We start from the raw sequence: 13,496 nt of genomic DNA, 5'->3' as shown, positions 1-13,496 counted from the left end.
CGTCATCCCGCTCCAGGCGACTACTCCGCCATCCCTTCCTCATACTCCGTCGACAGTTCCAGCCACTTGTCCTCGTGCATGGACAGCGAGGAAGAGAGCTGCGCGCGCTCCTTGGCAAGCTGGGTGGCCGCGCTCGGGTCCTTGTCGTAGAGCGTCGGGTTGGCAAGCTGGTCCTCGATCGCGTCGATGCGCTTGCGAATTCGGTCCATCAGCGCCTCGGTGGCGCGGATTTCCTTGGCCACGGGCTCCATCGCTGCGCGGCGCGCTGCCGCCTCGCGGCGACGGTCGGCCTTGGAGGACTCTTTCGCCTCGCGTTTTTCGCGGCGATCGACGGACACCCCGGTGACCATCGTGCGATAGTCTTCCAGGTCGCCGTCATAGGGTTTTACCGTGCCGTCCCTGACCAGCCACAGCCGGTCGGCGGTCGCCTCCAGCAAATGCCGGTCGTGGCTGATGATGATCACCGCGCCCGGAAAATCGTTCAGCGCCATCATCAACGCCTCGCGGCTGTCGATGTCGAGGTGGTTGGTCGGCTCGTCGAGGATAAACAGGTTCGGCCCGTCGAAGGCCGCAAGGCCCATCAACAGCCGCGCCTTTTCGCCGCCGGACAGGTCCTTGGCGGGCGTGTTCATCTTCTCGGTCGAAAGGCCGAATTGGGCGACGCGCGCCCTCACCTTCGATTCCGGCGCTTCCGGCATCAGCCGGCGCACATGCTCGTATGCGTTTTCCTCCGGCCTGAGATCGTCGAGCTGGTGCTGGGCGAAGATCGACACCTTCAGGCCGGGCGCGACCGTCACGGTGCCCGTCTCACCTTTCAGGCGGCCGGACAGCAGCTTGGCGAAGGTGGACTTGCCGTTGCCGTTGGCGCCCAGAAGCGCGATGCGGTCGTCGCTGTCGATGCGCAGCGAAAGCTTGCGCAGGATCGGGCTTCCCGGCGCATAGCCGACATCGACCCCCTCCAGCGCAACGATGGGCGAGGCCACCGTCTTCTGCGGCTCGGGAAAGCTGAAGGGCCGGACATGGTCCTCGACCACGGCCGCGATCGGCTTCATGCGCTCCAGCGCCTTGATGCGCGACTGCGCCTGGCGGGCCTTGGTGGCCTTGGCGCGAAAGCGGTCGACGAAGGACTGCAAGTGCTTGCGTTGCGCTTCCTGCTTGACGCGGCCCTTTTCCTGCAGCTCGCGCTGCTCGGCCAGTTGGCGCTCGAACTGGTCGTAGCCGCCGCGCCAAAAAGTCAGCTTCTTCTGATCGAGATAGACGATCGAGTTGACCGCACGGTTGAGCAGGTCGCGGTCGTGGCTGATGAGCAGAACCGTGTGCGGATATTTCGACACATAGTTCTCAAGCCACAGCGTGCCTTCGAGATCGAGATAGTTGGTCGGCTCGTCGAGCAGTAGAAGATCCGGCTGCGAGAACAGCACCGCGGCGAGTGCCACGCGCATGCGCCAGCCGCCCGAGAAGGACGATGCCGGCCGCTTCTGCGCCGCCTCGTCGAAGCCGAGGCCGGCCAGAATGGTCGCCGCGCGCGCCTCGGCCGAATGGGCGTCGATGTCTGCGAGACGTACATGGATTTCGGCGATGCGGTGTGGGTCCGTCGCCGTCTTTTCCTCTTCCATAAGCGCCGCGCGCTCGAGATCGGCCTTCAGCACGATTTCGATCAGCGGCTCCTCGGTGCCCGGCGCTTCCTGCGCCACCTGGCCTATGCGCAGGTTCTTCGGCAGGCTGATCGAGCCGGTCTCCGTCGGCTGGTCGGCGGTGATCGCCCGAAACAGCGTGGTCTTGCCCGTGCCGTTGCGGCCGACGAGGCCCGCCTTCGTTCCCGCCGGCAGCGTGAGCGAGGCATGGTCGAGAAGCAGGCGGCCGGCAACGCGGATGGAAAGATCGTTGATGATAAGCATTGCGGGCTTTTGCACCGGACTCTTGCGGATCGCAAGGCCCACGGCGCCGGCAAGGCCGCGCCAAAGGCCAGAGCGGCCGGGTTTGAACCGCCTTCAGGCGAAGGCGCGCCCTTCTTCGGTGCGCTGGAAAGCGACCAGATCGAGCTGGACCGAAGGCTGGCCGAGCACCGTCAAGCCCATATGCGCCTGGCCGCGGTGATGGGTCTGGTGATTGAAGAAGTGGGCCAACGCCGGCGCCAGCCGCTGCGAGATCGTGCGCATGTCAGTGACCGTCATGTAGCTGAAGCGGCCGGTCACCGCCTGGGCGCTGAGGCCATCGATCCAGGCCAAGATCCGTGCGTCCTCCGCCTCGCGCGCCGCGCGAAGCTTTTCAAAGTTCTGGTACAGCATGGCGTCGAGCTGCGAAGGGGCGTCGCCCTCGCCGGTAAAGCGCTTCATCCAGATCCGGTCGGCGACGAGAACGTGATTGAGCGTGCCCATCAGCGACTTGAAGAAGGCGCCCGTGTCGCGGTGCAACTCCTCCTCAGTCAGGTTGGCTGCGGCATCGTAGATGCGCTGGTTGGCCCAAGCATTGTAGGCCGCAAACATCATGAAATGCTGTTTCATGGACTTCCCTTCAGGGCATGAACGACGGAATATGGCTCATACCTACCTACCTGTTGGGAATTGAAGTGCAATGACCATTCTTCTCTACGATCTCGTCGGTCGCGATCCGACGCGTCCCTACGGCCCGCATTGCTGGAAGACGGCGATGTCGCTGGCCCACAAGGGGCTCGACTTCCACAGCGTGCCGACGACCTTCGTCGAGGTGCCCAATGTCGAGGGCGGCGTCTCCAAGACGGTGCCGGTGATCCGCGATGGCGAGGCGGTGATGGCGGATTCCTTCCAGATCGCGCTTTATCTTGACGAAGCCTATCCGGACCGGCCAACCCTGTTCGGCGGCGAAGGCGGCAAGGCCATGGCCCGCTTTGTCGAACGCTGGTCGCAGCTGACCATCCATCCCTATCTCGGCGCCGCCGCGCTGATGGACATCTACGCCTGCCAGGACAACGACAACCTCCCCTATTTCCGCGAGAGCCGCGAGGCGCGCTTCGGCAAGAAGCTGGAAGAGGTGCCGGCGAACCGCGACACGGGGCTTGCGGCCTTCCGCACCTCGCTGGAGCCGCTGCGCAGCATGCTGGGCTACCAGCCCTTCATCGGCGGCAAGGGGCCGCTGTTTGCGGACTACATCGTCTTCGGCGCGTTCCAGTGGGTGCGCGTGACATCGCCCTACCCCTATCTCGTAGCTGACGATCCCGTCGCGGAGTGGTTCGAGCGCTGCCTCGACCTGCATGGCGGACTGGCACGCAAAGTGACGGCGGCAGCGGCCGCCTGACCTGGCCGCATTCGGTGTGGCCGTTCGGCTTCAGATCGGCCGCCATCCGCCGAAAAATGCACGCGCTGAACGCACCAGACTCTGGTTTCCGTGCGCGCTCCGATACCTGCCACTTGGCAATACGGCAGGCGCCCTGTATAGGGTCCGCCACCATCTCCACCCCATCTGCAGAAGGAAATACCATGGCGATCGAACGCACGTTTTCGATGATCAAGCCGGATGCCACGCGCCGCAACCTCACCGGCGCCATCACCAAGATGCTCGAGGATGCCGGCCTGCGCGTCGTTGCGTCCCGCCGCGTCTGGATGAGCCGCCGCGAGGCCGAGGGCTTCTACGCCGTCCACAAGGAACGCCCCTTCTTCGGCGAACTGGTCGAGTCCATGTCCTCGGGCCCGACGATCGTTCAGGTTCTCGAAGGCGAGAACGCGATTGCCAAGAACCGCGAAGTGATGGGCGCCACCAACCCGGCCAGCGCCGATGAAGGCACCATCCGCAAGGTTCACGCCCTGTCGATCGGCGAGAACTCGGTGCACGGCTCGGACGCTGCCGAGACCGCCGCTCAGGAGATCAAGTACTGGTTCTCCGACACCGAGATCGTCGGCTAACACCTTGATTCCGATCTCGGCCGCAAATGGCTGATTTCATTGAAAAGCCGGAGCGAAAGCCCCGGCTTTTTTCTTAGCCGCTCTCAAATGGCGGCCGCACGGTCACCGGCTTTTTGAAGCGTTCTCGTCGCCCGACTTTTTCAGCATTTCAAGCACCAGGGTCTGGGGCCCCGCGGTCAGCGGGTCGAGCTCGTAGCGACTGTCGTTCTCGAACCACAGCGCATGGCCAACGCTGATGTTGGCTTCCAGCACGTAGGTGGCTTCCGGCCGAATGGCGAGCGGGTCGAAATGTACCTCGAACCTTATCGGCGCCGGCCCCGGATTCGGGACGACCTGCTGCCCGATGATCGCGGTAGGCTCACCGGCGGGGGACTCTTCGATCAGTTGCACCGTCAGAACCGCATTCGGCGGCAACGTTATCGGCTCGCGGTAGAGCACCTGCCCGGTGACGACCTTGTCTTCGGCCATCGATTGTGTCGGCATGACTAGGGCACCGGCTATCAGCGGTACAAATCCGAAGATGAAGAACTCGGCAAGCCTGTCCAGCATGGCCCCACTCCTCGTTTCCGACGGATAGTTGCGCAAAGGAATGCGGTCGTTCCATGTCCGAGCGGCGACAATTGTCCGGCCGCGGAATTGGTCGGAGGTTCGCCTCAGCGACGCCAGCGTTCCACCGCCTCTTCGTCCGCTTCCTTGGCTTCGACCCATCCACCAGTGGAGCCGTCAGCGTGATGCTCTTTCTTCCAGAAAGGCGCACGGGACTTCAGATAGTCCATCAGGAAATTCGCAGCTTCGAATGCCGCCTGCCGGTGCACCGAAGCGGCTACCACCAGCACGATGTTTTCGCCCGGTGCGATCCTGCCGTAGCGGTGGACAGCGGTGAGCCCCTGGAGCGGCCAGCGCGCCACCGCCTCGGCGGCGATGCGGGAAATTTCTGCCTCGGCCATGCCGGGGTAGTGCTCGAGTTCCAGCGCGGCGAGCCGTCCGGCCTCGTCGCGGCAAAGACCGCTGAAGGTCACCACCGCACCAATGTCTGCGCGCCCATGGGTCAGCCGGGAAATCTCGGCCTCGACGTCGAAATCCTCGCGCTGGATACGCACCTGCGGCTTCACCTCGGCAGGCATGGGCTCAGCCTCCGGTCATGGGCGGGAACAGCGCGATCTCGCGCGCACTCGCGATCTTTTCCCGATGGTCGACATGCTCGTGGTTAATGGCCACGCGGATCACGTCCGGATATTGCAGGGCGTTCTCATACTCTTCGCCGCGCCCCTTCAGCCATAGCAGCAGGTCGCCCACCGTCTCCACCTCGGCGGGCAGCGCCACGTCCTCCTCCGGCCGGCCGATCCGCTCGCGGACCCAGGCGAAGTAGACGAGTTTGGTCAGGTGCTGTGTCATTCGTCGATAATATGCTTCAGGCCGGCGCGAAAATAGTCGTAGCCGGTATAGAGCGTGACGATCGCGGAAATCCAGAGCAGCGTGATGCCGACCTGGGTCCAGTAGGGTACGATCTTGTCGCCTGCGGGCCCCAGAATCAGGAAGGCGATGGCGATCATCTGGATCGCCGTCTTCCATTTGGCAAGCTGCGTCACCGGCACGCTGACCTTCAGCGCCGCGAGATATTCGCGCAAGCCCGAAACCAGGATCTCACGGCACAGGATGATGATGGCCGCCCAGAGGGTCCAGCCTGCGATGGTGCGATCCGTGTCGGCAGCCAGAAGCAGCAGGCAGGTGGAAACCAGGAGCTTGTCGGCAATGGGGTCCAGCATGCGGCCGATATTGGAGGTCTGCTGCCAGGCGCGCGCCAGATAGCCGTCGAAATAGTCGGTGATGCTCGCCGCCAGAAAGAGCGCCAACGCCGAGTAGCGGGCAAAATCGCTGGAGCGCAGCCGGCCTTCCAGGAAAAAGCACAGCACGATCAGCGGCACCGCGAGGATGCGGCCATAGGTCAGGATGTTGGGAAGGTTGAACGCATGCTTCCCCATCTTATTCCCGCTTCTTTCAACCTTCGTAGTCACATCAGATACCTGCATAGGGGGTCAACCAAGGGGGACGCGCTCACCGGCGCTGCTTCTAATAGCGCATTAATCGCGCAAACGTTCAACCATCGTGGAAGTGGTTGTAAACAATCCGCGCGATGGACTCCGAAATGCCGTCCACTGCCACCAGATCCTCGATCGCCGCGCGGCTGACCGCCTTGGCGGTGCCGAAGTGCAAGAGCAGCGCGCGCTTGCGCCCCGGCCCGATGCCGCTGATCTCGTCGAGCGGATTGCGGGTCATTTCCTTCTTGCGGCGCGCGCGGTGCGAACCGATCGCGAAGCGGTGCGCCTCGTCGCGCAGTCGCTGCACGAAATAAAGCACGGGATCGCGCACTGGAAGCGTGAAGGATTCGCGCCCTCGGACGAAGAAGCGCTCGCGGCCTGCATCGCGGTCGACGCCCTTGGCCACACCAATCGCCACCACCCGGTCCTCGACGCCCAGGTCGGCCAGGATCTGCCGCACGGCCGTCATCTGCCCCTGTCCGCCGTCGATCAGGATCACGTCCGGCCACGCCGGGAACGCTCCGTTCGACACGTCGTCCGCATTGCCCTCGCCTGCCCCATCCGCAACATCTCCATGCTCCTTCAGCAGGCGCGAGAAGCGCCGCGTCATCACCTCGCGCATCATGCCGAAGTCGTCGCCGGGGGTGATGTCGGTGGAGCGGATGTTGAACTTGCGGTACTGGTTCTTCACGAATCCTTCCGGCCCCGCGACGATCATGGCTCCGACTGCGTTGGTGCCCATGATGTGCGAGTTGTCGTAGACCTCGATGCGAACGGGCGTCTTCTCCAGCCCGAAGGTCTCGGCCATGCCGGCCAGAAGCCGGGCCTGCGTCGAGGTCTCGGCCAGCCGCCGTCCCAGCGCCTCGCGCGCGTTCTGCACTGCGTGATCCACGAGGTCCTTCTTCTCACCGCGTTGCGGCACAGTGATGGTCACCTTGTGGCCAGCGCGTGTCGCGAGCGCCTGCGTCAGCAGTTCCTGCTCCTCCACCTCATGTGAGAGCAGCAACAGCCGCGGGCATGGCTTGTCGTCGTAGAACTGAGCAAGGAACGAGCCCAGTACCTCCTGTGCCTCCATCGCAGGGTCGGCCTTGGGGAAATAGGCACGGTTGCCCCAGTTCTGGCCGGTGCGGAAGAAGAACACCTGGATGCAGACCTGCCCACCCTCCTGGTGGATGGCGAACACGTCCGCCTCCTCGGTCGACTGCGGGTTGATGCCCTGGTGGCTCTGCACATGCGATAGTGCCGCCAAGCGGTCGCGATAGATGGCGGCGCGCTCGAAATCGAGCTCCTCGGCTGCTTCCTGCATGGCCGACGAGATTTCGGTCTTCACCTTCTGGCTGCGGCCGGAGAGAAAATCCTTCGCCTCCGACACCAGCTCGGCATAGTCCTCGGCCGAAATCTCGCCCGTGCAGGGACCCGAGCAGCGCTTGATCTGGTAGAGCAGGCAGGGACGCGTGCGGGTCTCGAATACCGAATCCGTGCAGGTGCGCAGCAGGAAGGCGCGCTGCAGCGAGTTGATGGTCCGGTCGACTGCGTCGGCGGACGCGAAGGGACCGAAATAGTCGCCCTTGCGCGAGCGCGCGCCGCGATGCTTGAAGATGCCAGGCGACGGATGATCGCCGGTCAGCATGATGTAGGGAAACGACTTGTCGTCGCGCAGAAGCACATTGAAGCGCGGCCGCAGGCGCTTGATGAGGTTTGCCTCGAGCAGCAGCGCCTCGATCTCGGTGCGGGTGACGACGAATTCCATCGTCGCCGTCTCGCGCACCATGCGGCCGATGCGGTTGGTGTGGAAGCGCCCTTGCGCATACTGGGTGACGCGCTTCTTCAGATTGCGCGCCTTGCCGACATAGAGCACGTCCCCGACTGCATTCATCATGCGATAGACGCCCGGCGCGTTGGGTAGGCGCTTGACCAGCTCCTGGATGACCTCCGCCCCTACCTTGCCCTCCGTATCGTCGCCATTGGCCGTCCAGTCGATGGCCGTGAAGGACGGATCGGGAGCAGTCGAGGCCGTCTCGGCCTCCGGAACGTCCTCCTCCTCGATTTCATGGCCGGGCATGTAGCCGGCGACGTCGTCGCTGGCCCTGCCCGCCCGTGGACGGTGAAGCGATTTGAGGTTCGGATTCGCGGGGTTCATTCCACCATGCCTGTCACATCCGGCGTCTGCCATGCAAGATGCTGGCCGCCGTCCAGCGCGATCATCTGTCCGGTGACGGAGCGCGCCTCCCATAGATAGCGAATCGTGGCGCCGAATTCCAAAAGCGAAGGGCCGCGCTTGAGGATTAGTCCCTCGACCTGGGCGTCGAAGTCCGCCTGCTGTTGCCTGCTGCTCGGCAATGTCGGCCCGGGACCGATGGCGTTGACGCGGACGCGGGGCGCAAGCGCCTGCGCCATCGTCCGGGTTGCATCCCACAAAGCCGACTTCGACAGCGAATAGGAGAAGTAGCGCGGAGTGGGCTTCAGCACACGCTGGTCGATCATGTTGACCACCAGCCCCTCGGCGTCCGGCGGCAACGCCTCGGCGAAGCGTCTGGCCAGAAGCACGGGCGCCTTCACGTGGACAGCGAAATGCCGATCCCAGGCCGCCCAGTCGAAATCGGTGACCTCGTCGGGTTCGAAGATCGAAGCATTGTTGACCAGAAGCGAGATCGGCCCGAGCGCGGCGGCAGCGCGGCGCACCAGCCCGTCCACGGCGCGCATGTCGGTCAGGTCGGCCGTGACCACGGCAGCCTCGCCGCCACTTGCCGCCACGGTCGCGGCCAGTTCGTCGGCCTCGACGCGGGACCGGTTGCTATGAATGGCGACCGCGAATCCGTGGGCGGCCAGATCCTCCACGATCGCCTTGCCGATGCGCTTGCTGCCGCCCGTGACCAGGGCCGTTTTGCCGACTTGCTTCATTTGTCCACCCCCTAGCTCTTAGGTGCGCATCCGGATTTCGGGAGAATTGGGCGCCCGATACGTGAACGCCCGTTCGCTCATTTGACGGCAATGTGGCAAGAGGCCCCCAAAATCGCCTCGAACAACGCCACACGTTCATGATCTGATTCAATATAGGGGCCACAAGCCATTGAACCAAGTTACTTTTTGCCACTTGGCACGCAGTCTGCTGACAACGGTGTTGCGCAGGCGCAACGCCACCTTTCAGCCTCATTGGCGCCAGCTAAAGACCCTATTTCAGGTACGCTGCGGCCGCAATTCGACCCGACATTGGCCCCTGTCAGACGCCGACAGCGTTCTCCCAGACCTGCCGAAGCGTCTCCCACAGAAGACTAAAGTGCTGTGGCTAAGGAGAGTAGAAGAATGGAAGCCAAATTGAAATTCGCGCGGCCTCTGGCGGCTGCCTTCGGGCTCATCGCCCTTGCCGGCGTGATCCCCGCCAATGCGGCCGACGTGGTCATGGAAGAGCCACCGTTACCCACTGCGCCGATGGTGGAGCCCCCGCTCAACACCTGGTCCGGCCCGTACGCCGGTGTCGCGCTCGGCTACGGTTTCTCCGGCCGGGTCAAGGACAAGAACGCCGACAACACCATCAACACCGATGGCTTCGTCGGCGGTGGCTTTGCAGGCTACAACTTCCAGATGGACAACTTCGTGGCCGGCGTCGAGGGTGACGTTGGCTATGGCGGCCTGAAGGGCGACAATTCCAACGTCGAAGTGAAGGGCGGTTTCAACGGCTCGCTCCGTGGCCGCCTCGGCTACGCCGTCAGCCCGGACATCCTGCCCTACATCACCGCCGGTGGTGCAGCGCAGAGCGTGAAGCTGACCGAAGGCGATGTCTCCGACAAGAAGACCATGCTCGGCTGGACGGCCGGCGTGGGTACCGAAGTCAAGCTCACCGACCAGGTGTTCGGCCGCGTCGAGTACCGTTACTCGGACTACGGCAACAAGACCTTCGACACCGGCGCTGGCGACCGCGACGTCAGCGCTCGCGACCACCGCATCCAGTTCGGCATCGGTATGAAGTTCTAAGAACGCTCGCCTTCACGGGCGAGAAGCAGAAGCCGGGCGTCCCCCCACGCCCGGCTTTTTTGTATCTGCGATCAGGAAGGCAGATACGGCGTGAGTTCGGGGAACTTCTCGTCAAAGCGCACAGCCCAGCGCTTCAGCTTGGCGCGGCCGCGCTCCCACTGGCCAGCGAAGCGCAGATCCATGTAGCCGATGGCTGTGCGCAGCGCGATCTGGCCGGCGGTGATCTTCTTGGGCAGCTTGGGCGGGTTTGCGTTCAGCAAATCGAGCGCGCGCGACACCTTCGACCACTGCTTGTCCAGCCAGGGCGAATGCACCTTTTCCTCCGGTCGCGCGCGGCGCTCATAGACATGGGCGAGCAGGCAGTCGCAAATGCCGTCGGCCAGCGCCTCCAGCCGCTCGGCCTCGAGCCGCTTCTCGGCATCGCGCGGGAACAGGGCGTTTGCGGACAGGCGGTTCAGATACTGGGTGATCGCGCGGCTGTCGAAAACCGCCTCGCCGTCGTCGGCGAACAGCACCGGAATCTTGCCCAGCGGATTGGCTGCAAGCAGTTCAGGCGGCTCGGCGCCTGTGTCGGTGGGCACGGCCTCCAGCGCGATGCCGGCATAAGCTGCCGCCATGCGCACCTTGGCGCTGTAGGGCGAAGCGGATGAATAGAGGACTTTTGGCATGGAGCTCCCGAAGTGTAGTGCGCCCGCCGAAGTCGGGGCGCTGTTGCAAATTGAATTCGCGAACTAGCCGCCCCGCACCGGCGGCATAACCACCTTTGGCAGGCGGCAGGCGGCGCGGCGGTCGGCCTCGTCGCAAGTCCTGAAGGTCAGATCCTTGTTCATGCAGATGCGCACCTCGCGCAGATAGCGCCTGTCGCATGTGACGGCGATGCCATCCCCCGGTAGATTCGGATTGGCCTTCAGGAAGGCGCGCTCGACCTCGTCGGGATCGGGCGTGAGGTAGTCCTGCAGCCGGATGAATTCAGGCGGTATGTTCACCCGCTCGCGCGCGGCACGCAGAACCGCGAAATAGTCGTCCTGGGACAGGCCGGAGCAACTGCCATGCTTGCGCCATTCGTGGCCGATGAGGCCGACGGCAGGCATGATGTCGAGCAGATTGCGCGCCTCCCTCTCGGGCACGCGCGGGCTGTCAGTGGGACAATCCTCCGGATAGCCGCGCTCGAATTGCGGCCAGAGGCCGTGCACCACGAAGGCGTAGGGGCGGCCGCCGTTACATTGCTGGCTGCGGGCCTCTTGCGCGTCGGCCGCGCAATAGCTCGGTGACCAGGACAATGACAGGACGTAGAAGTCAAAGCCCGTGCCGATCGGCACGCTCGACTGAGTGGCGGGCGCCTGCTCGGCCTTCTGCCCGCTATTGCCGGCAGGCTTGCAGCCGCCGAGGACCAGCAGCAGTGCAAGGCCAAGCCCTGCCGCTACAGGCAAACGCCGACTGCAGGCCGTTTTCATCGTTCTAGATCGTACTTGCCGGCGACGTCAGCGCAACACGCGGCAGTTGCCGTCATAGACCATCCAGCGATCGAAGCCCGAGACGCAGAATTCGACGTTGTCGCCAATGCTGGCAAAGCCCATGCGGCCCTCGATCACGTACCAGACGTCGCGCACGTCGCCGTCCGAAAGTATGGCCTTTGCAGCGCAATAGACCCGCTCGATCGGATGACGGGCGACGACGGGGAAAAAGTGTGTCTGGTGGACGTCATAGAAATTGGCGATCGCAACATCCGGCAGGAATGGAACGTGCCGTACCTGGTAGCGAAAACGGTAGGCGATCTTGTTGAGATAGCGTGGCGCGGCGCAGAGGCCCACGCTCACTGGTTCCTCGAACAAGAAGCCCGCGCGGGACAAGTCAGGGGCAGTAAAGAGCGATCCGACGGCGATCGCGGCAGCCATGGCGAAGTGGGCGATGCGGGACATAGCTAACCTCGTGAATCATTGCAGAAAATGCATGATGTCAAAGGATAGTGCGCAAAGGTCCCGCGACGGTCAAGCGGCGACGTTTTCTCCGGCAAGCCATTCGACCGACCAGGCCGCGCCTTTCTCTTCGGCCAGCAGAGCGTGTAGGGCCGGCAACACCACCCGCAATTCCTTTTCCAGCGTAAAGGGCGGATTGACCACGACCATGCCGGTGCCGTCCAGCCTCGGCTCGCGCGAAGGGCGCCGAATCTCGAAACGGATATCCAGGATCTTCGGGATGCCGGCTTCGGCAAGCGCAGTGCGAAACGCCGCGACGGCCGCCCGGTCCTTGATCGGATACCACAGCGCGTAGATGCCGCCCGGCCAGCGCCGGTGCGCCCGTTGCAAGCCGTCGACCAGGCGCTGGAACTCACCCTCCTTCTCGAAGGGTGGATCGACCAGAACCAGGCCGCGCTTTTCCTTCGGCGGCAGATGCGCGCCGAGCGCCAGCCAACCGTCCAGCTCGGTGACACGAACCTGGAAATCCTCGGCGAACAGCGCCTTGAGCTGCTGAACGTCCTCCGGATGCAACTCGATCGCCGACAGCCGGTCCTGATTGCGCAGCAGGCGGCGCACGATCAGCGGCGATCCGGGATAGGCCGAGAGCGCGCCTTCCGGATCCGCGGCCCGCACAGCGTCGAGATAGGGCTGGATCAGCGTCTCGGCCTCAGGCGAAAGTCTGGCATCGAGAAGCCGCCCGATGCCGCCCTCCCATTCGCCGGTCTTGCCTGCCTCCTCCGACGCCAGGTCGTAGAGTCCGATGCCGGCATGAGTGTCGATGACGCGGAATGCCTTGTCCTTCTGCTTCAGATATTCGACCAGCCGCGCCAGCACCGCATGCTTGACGACGTCGGCGAAATTCCCGGCGTGATAGGCGTGGCGATAATTCATGCTCAGCTCTCGTAATCCTGATCTCGACCGGCCACCGGCGGTCTCCCCTCCCACTGGATGCGCCGTTGCCGACGAATGGCGAAGATCAGACCAACGGCCCCGGCCGCCATTAGCAGGAAACCGGACTCTCGCACCAGTTGGTTCACGCCAAGCGCATCCGAGCGCAACACAATGTCCACCGACTGGATGTCGATGCCCTTTTCATCCCCCGGCCAGACACTGAAAGTGTAGCTCCCGGCATTGATGTCGCGGATCAGCCCCGCGTCCTCCTGGTAGACCAGTTCGTTGGTGTAGCCCGATCTGTTCTTCAGCGTGGTCTGCGAAAAGACCAGGCGCGAGGTCAGGACAGTACGCCCGGCCGTCGCAGCCGCAACCGTCAGCAGGGTCTGCCCGTCGGGCGCGATCTTCTCTCCCACCACCCGCATGTCGACGAATACGCGAACCGGCTCGTCGGCGGGAGTGAGTCGGATATCGACTGGCCTGTAGCCAATGCCGCGGTCATAGACTCGCCAGGTGCCGAGGCCGTGGCCGCTCAGATTTCTCGCAATCCAAGGATAGGCGAGGCCAAGCGCCGCGCCCAGCAGGAAGCAGAGGAGAAAGAAACCGCGCATCACACGGCATCATATAGGCGCCGCGCCCCCGCGGCCACGCCACGACCGGCAAAGCTGACGTCGATTGATCGACCAGCCGTCGTCGGGTCGCGAGCCTATCCGATCCGAAACACACTGCCGGTGTTTGCGGGCGAGCTCCCACCGACC

General features: G+C 63.9%; 16 protein-coding genes. 3 read left to right on the top strand and 13 right to left on the bottom strand.

Annotation, left to right across the window (positions count from 1 at the left end; all coding sequences use genetic code 11):
• Positions 1-20: 20 nt before the first annotated feature.
• Positions 21-1,898: an ABC-F family ATP-binding cassette domain-containing protein gene (locus tag ABLE85_RS03450; protein WP_348791268.1), complete on the bottom strand. Its 1,878-nt coding sequence runs from the start codon at positions 1,896-1,898 to the stop codon at positions 21-23.
• A 93-nt stretch (positions 1,899-1,991) separates the two neighbouring features.
• Entirely contained in the window at positions 1,992-2,504 is a 513-nt protein-coding gene (locus tag ABLE85_RS03445) for a DinB family protein (RefSeq protein WP_348791267.1), read from the bottom strand.
• Positions 2,505-2,574: 70 nt separating this feature from the next.
• Here ABLE85_RS03445 and ABLE85_RS03440 point away from each other — a divergent pair, with 70 nt between their 5' ends.
• Positions 2,575-3,273, top strand: coding sequence for a glutathione S-transferase family protein (locus tag ABLE85_RS03440; protein WP_348791266.1), 699 nt, complete (start codon positions 2,575-2,577; stop codon positions 3,271-3,273).
• Positions 3,274-3,455: 182 nt separating this feature from the next.
• Complete coding sequence (gene ndk / locus ABLE85_RS03435; RefSeq protein WP_280819521.1) at positions 3,456-3,878, top strand: nucleoside-diphosphate kinase; 423 nt, start codon at positions 3,456-3,458, stop codon at positions 3,876-3,878.
• Positions 3,879-3,980: 102 nt separating this feature from the next.
• Here the strand turns inward: ndk and ABLE85_RS03430 are convergent, their stop codons facing one another.
• The 6 genes from ABLE85_RS03430 to ABLE85_RS03405 form a co-directional block, all read right to left on the bottom strand.
• A complete protein-coding gene (locus ABLE85_RS03430) occupies positions 3,981-4,427 on the bottom strand; it encodes a YbaY family lipoprotein (protein WP_348791265.1) in 447 nt (148 codons plus the stop codon).
• 104 nt (positions 4,428-4,531) lie between these two features.
• The gene (locus ABLE85_RS03425; RefSeq protein ID WP_348791264.1) at positions 4,532-5,002 is read right to left on the bottom strand and encodes a molybdenum cofactor biosynthesis protein MoaE; all 471 of its coding nucleotides are present in this window, start codon (positions 5,000-5,002) and stop codon (positions 4,532-4,534) included.
• A gap of 4 nt (positions 5,003-5,006) precedes the next feature.
• Positions 5,007-5,273 (bottom strand): molybdopterin converting factor subunit 1, encoded by a 267-nt coding sequence (gene moaD / locus ABLE85_RS03420; protein WP_348791263.1) that lies wholly within the window; start codon positions 5,271-5,273, stop codon positions 5,007-5,009.
• Positions 5,270-5,860: a CDP-diacylglycerol--glycerol-3-phosphate 3-phosphatidyltransferase gene (pgsA, locus tag ABLE85_RS03415; protein ID WP_348791262.1), complete on the bottom strand. Its 591-nt coding sequence runs from the start codon at positions 5,858-5,860 to the stop codon at positions 5,270-5,272. Before pgsA ends, moaD begins: the two co-directional genes overlap by 4 nt.
• 115 nt (positions 5,861-5,975) lie before the next feature.
• On the bottom strand, positions 5,976-8,057 hold the full coding sequence (gene uvrC / locus ABLE85_RS03410) for an excinuclease ABC subunit UvrC (protein WP_348791261.1): 2,082 nt from the start codon (positions 8,055-8,057) through the stop codon (positions 5,976-5,978).
• A complete protein-coding gene (locus tag ABLE85_RS03405; RefSeq protein WP_348791260.1) occupies positions 8,054-8,818 on the bottom strand; it encodes an SDR family oxidoreductase in 765 nt (254 codons plus the stop codon). Before ABLE85_RS03405 ends, uvrC begins: the two co-directional genes overlap by 4 nt.
• Before the next feature lie 402 nt (positions 8,819-9,220).
• Between ABLE85_RS03405 and ABLE85_RS03400 the strand changes: the two genes are divergently transcribed.
• Complete coding sequence (locus ABLE85_RS03400; protein WP_348791259.1) at positions 9,221-9,889, top strand: outer membrane protein; 669 nt, start codon at positions 9,221-9,223, stop codon at positions 9,887-9,889.
• A 71-nt stretch (positions 9,890-9,960) separates the two neighbouring features.
• On the opposite strand, the gene ABLE85_RS03395 is transcribed toward ABLE85_RS03400, so the two are convergent.
• The 5 genes from ABLE85_RS03395 to ABLE85_RS03375 all read right to left on the bottom strand — a co-directional run bounded on the left by ABLE85_RS03395 (position 9,961) and on the right by ABLE85_RS03375 (position 13,349).
• Positions 9,961-10,557, bottom strand: coding sequence for a glutathione S-transferase family protein (locus tag ABLE85_RS03395; protein WP_348791258.1), 597 nt, complete (start codon positions 10,555-10,557; stop codon positions 9,961-9,963).
• A 63-nt stretch (positions 10,558-10,620) separates the two neighbouring features.
• Complete coding sequence (locus tag ABLE85_RS03390) at positions 10,621-11,319, bottom strand: ribonuclease (RefSeq protein WP_348791257.1); 699 nt, start codon at positions 11,317-11,319, stop codon at positions 10,621-10,623.
• Between the two features lie 51 nt (positions 11,320-11,370).
• Positions 11,371-11,808 carry a hypothetical protein gene (locus tag ABLE85_RS03385; protein WP_348791256.1) on the bottom strand — a complete coding sequence of 146 codons (438 nt, stop codon included), beginning with the start codon at positions 11,806-11,808 and terminating at the stop codon, positions 11,371-11,373.
• 69 nt (positions 11,809-11,877) lie between these two features.
• Positions 11,878-12,738 (bottom strand): 23S rRNA (adenine(2030)-N(6))-methyltransferase RlmJ, encoded by an 861-nt coding sequence (locus tag ABLE85_RS03380; RefSeq protein WP_348791255.1) that lies wholly within the window; start codon positions 12,736-12,738, stop codon positions 11,878-11,880.
• 2 nt (positions 12,739-12,740) lie between these two features.
• A complete protein-coding gene (locus tag ABLE85_RS03375) occupies positions 12,741-13,349 on the bottom strand; it encodes a hypothetical protein (protein WP_348791254.1) in 609 nt (202 codons plus the stop codon).
• Between the last annotated feature and the right edge of the window lie 147 nt (positions 13,350-13,496).

Origin of the sequence: Mesorhizobium sp. KR1-2, assembly GCF_040045035.1 — a bacterium.
Lineage (GTDB): Bacteria > Pseudomonadota > Alphaproteobacteria > Rhizobiales > Rhizobiaceae > Pseudaminobacter.
The sequence above is the reverse complement of the archived record's forward strand: the minus strand, read 5'-3'. Positions and strand labels throughout refer to the sequence as shown.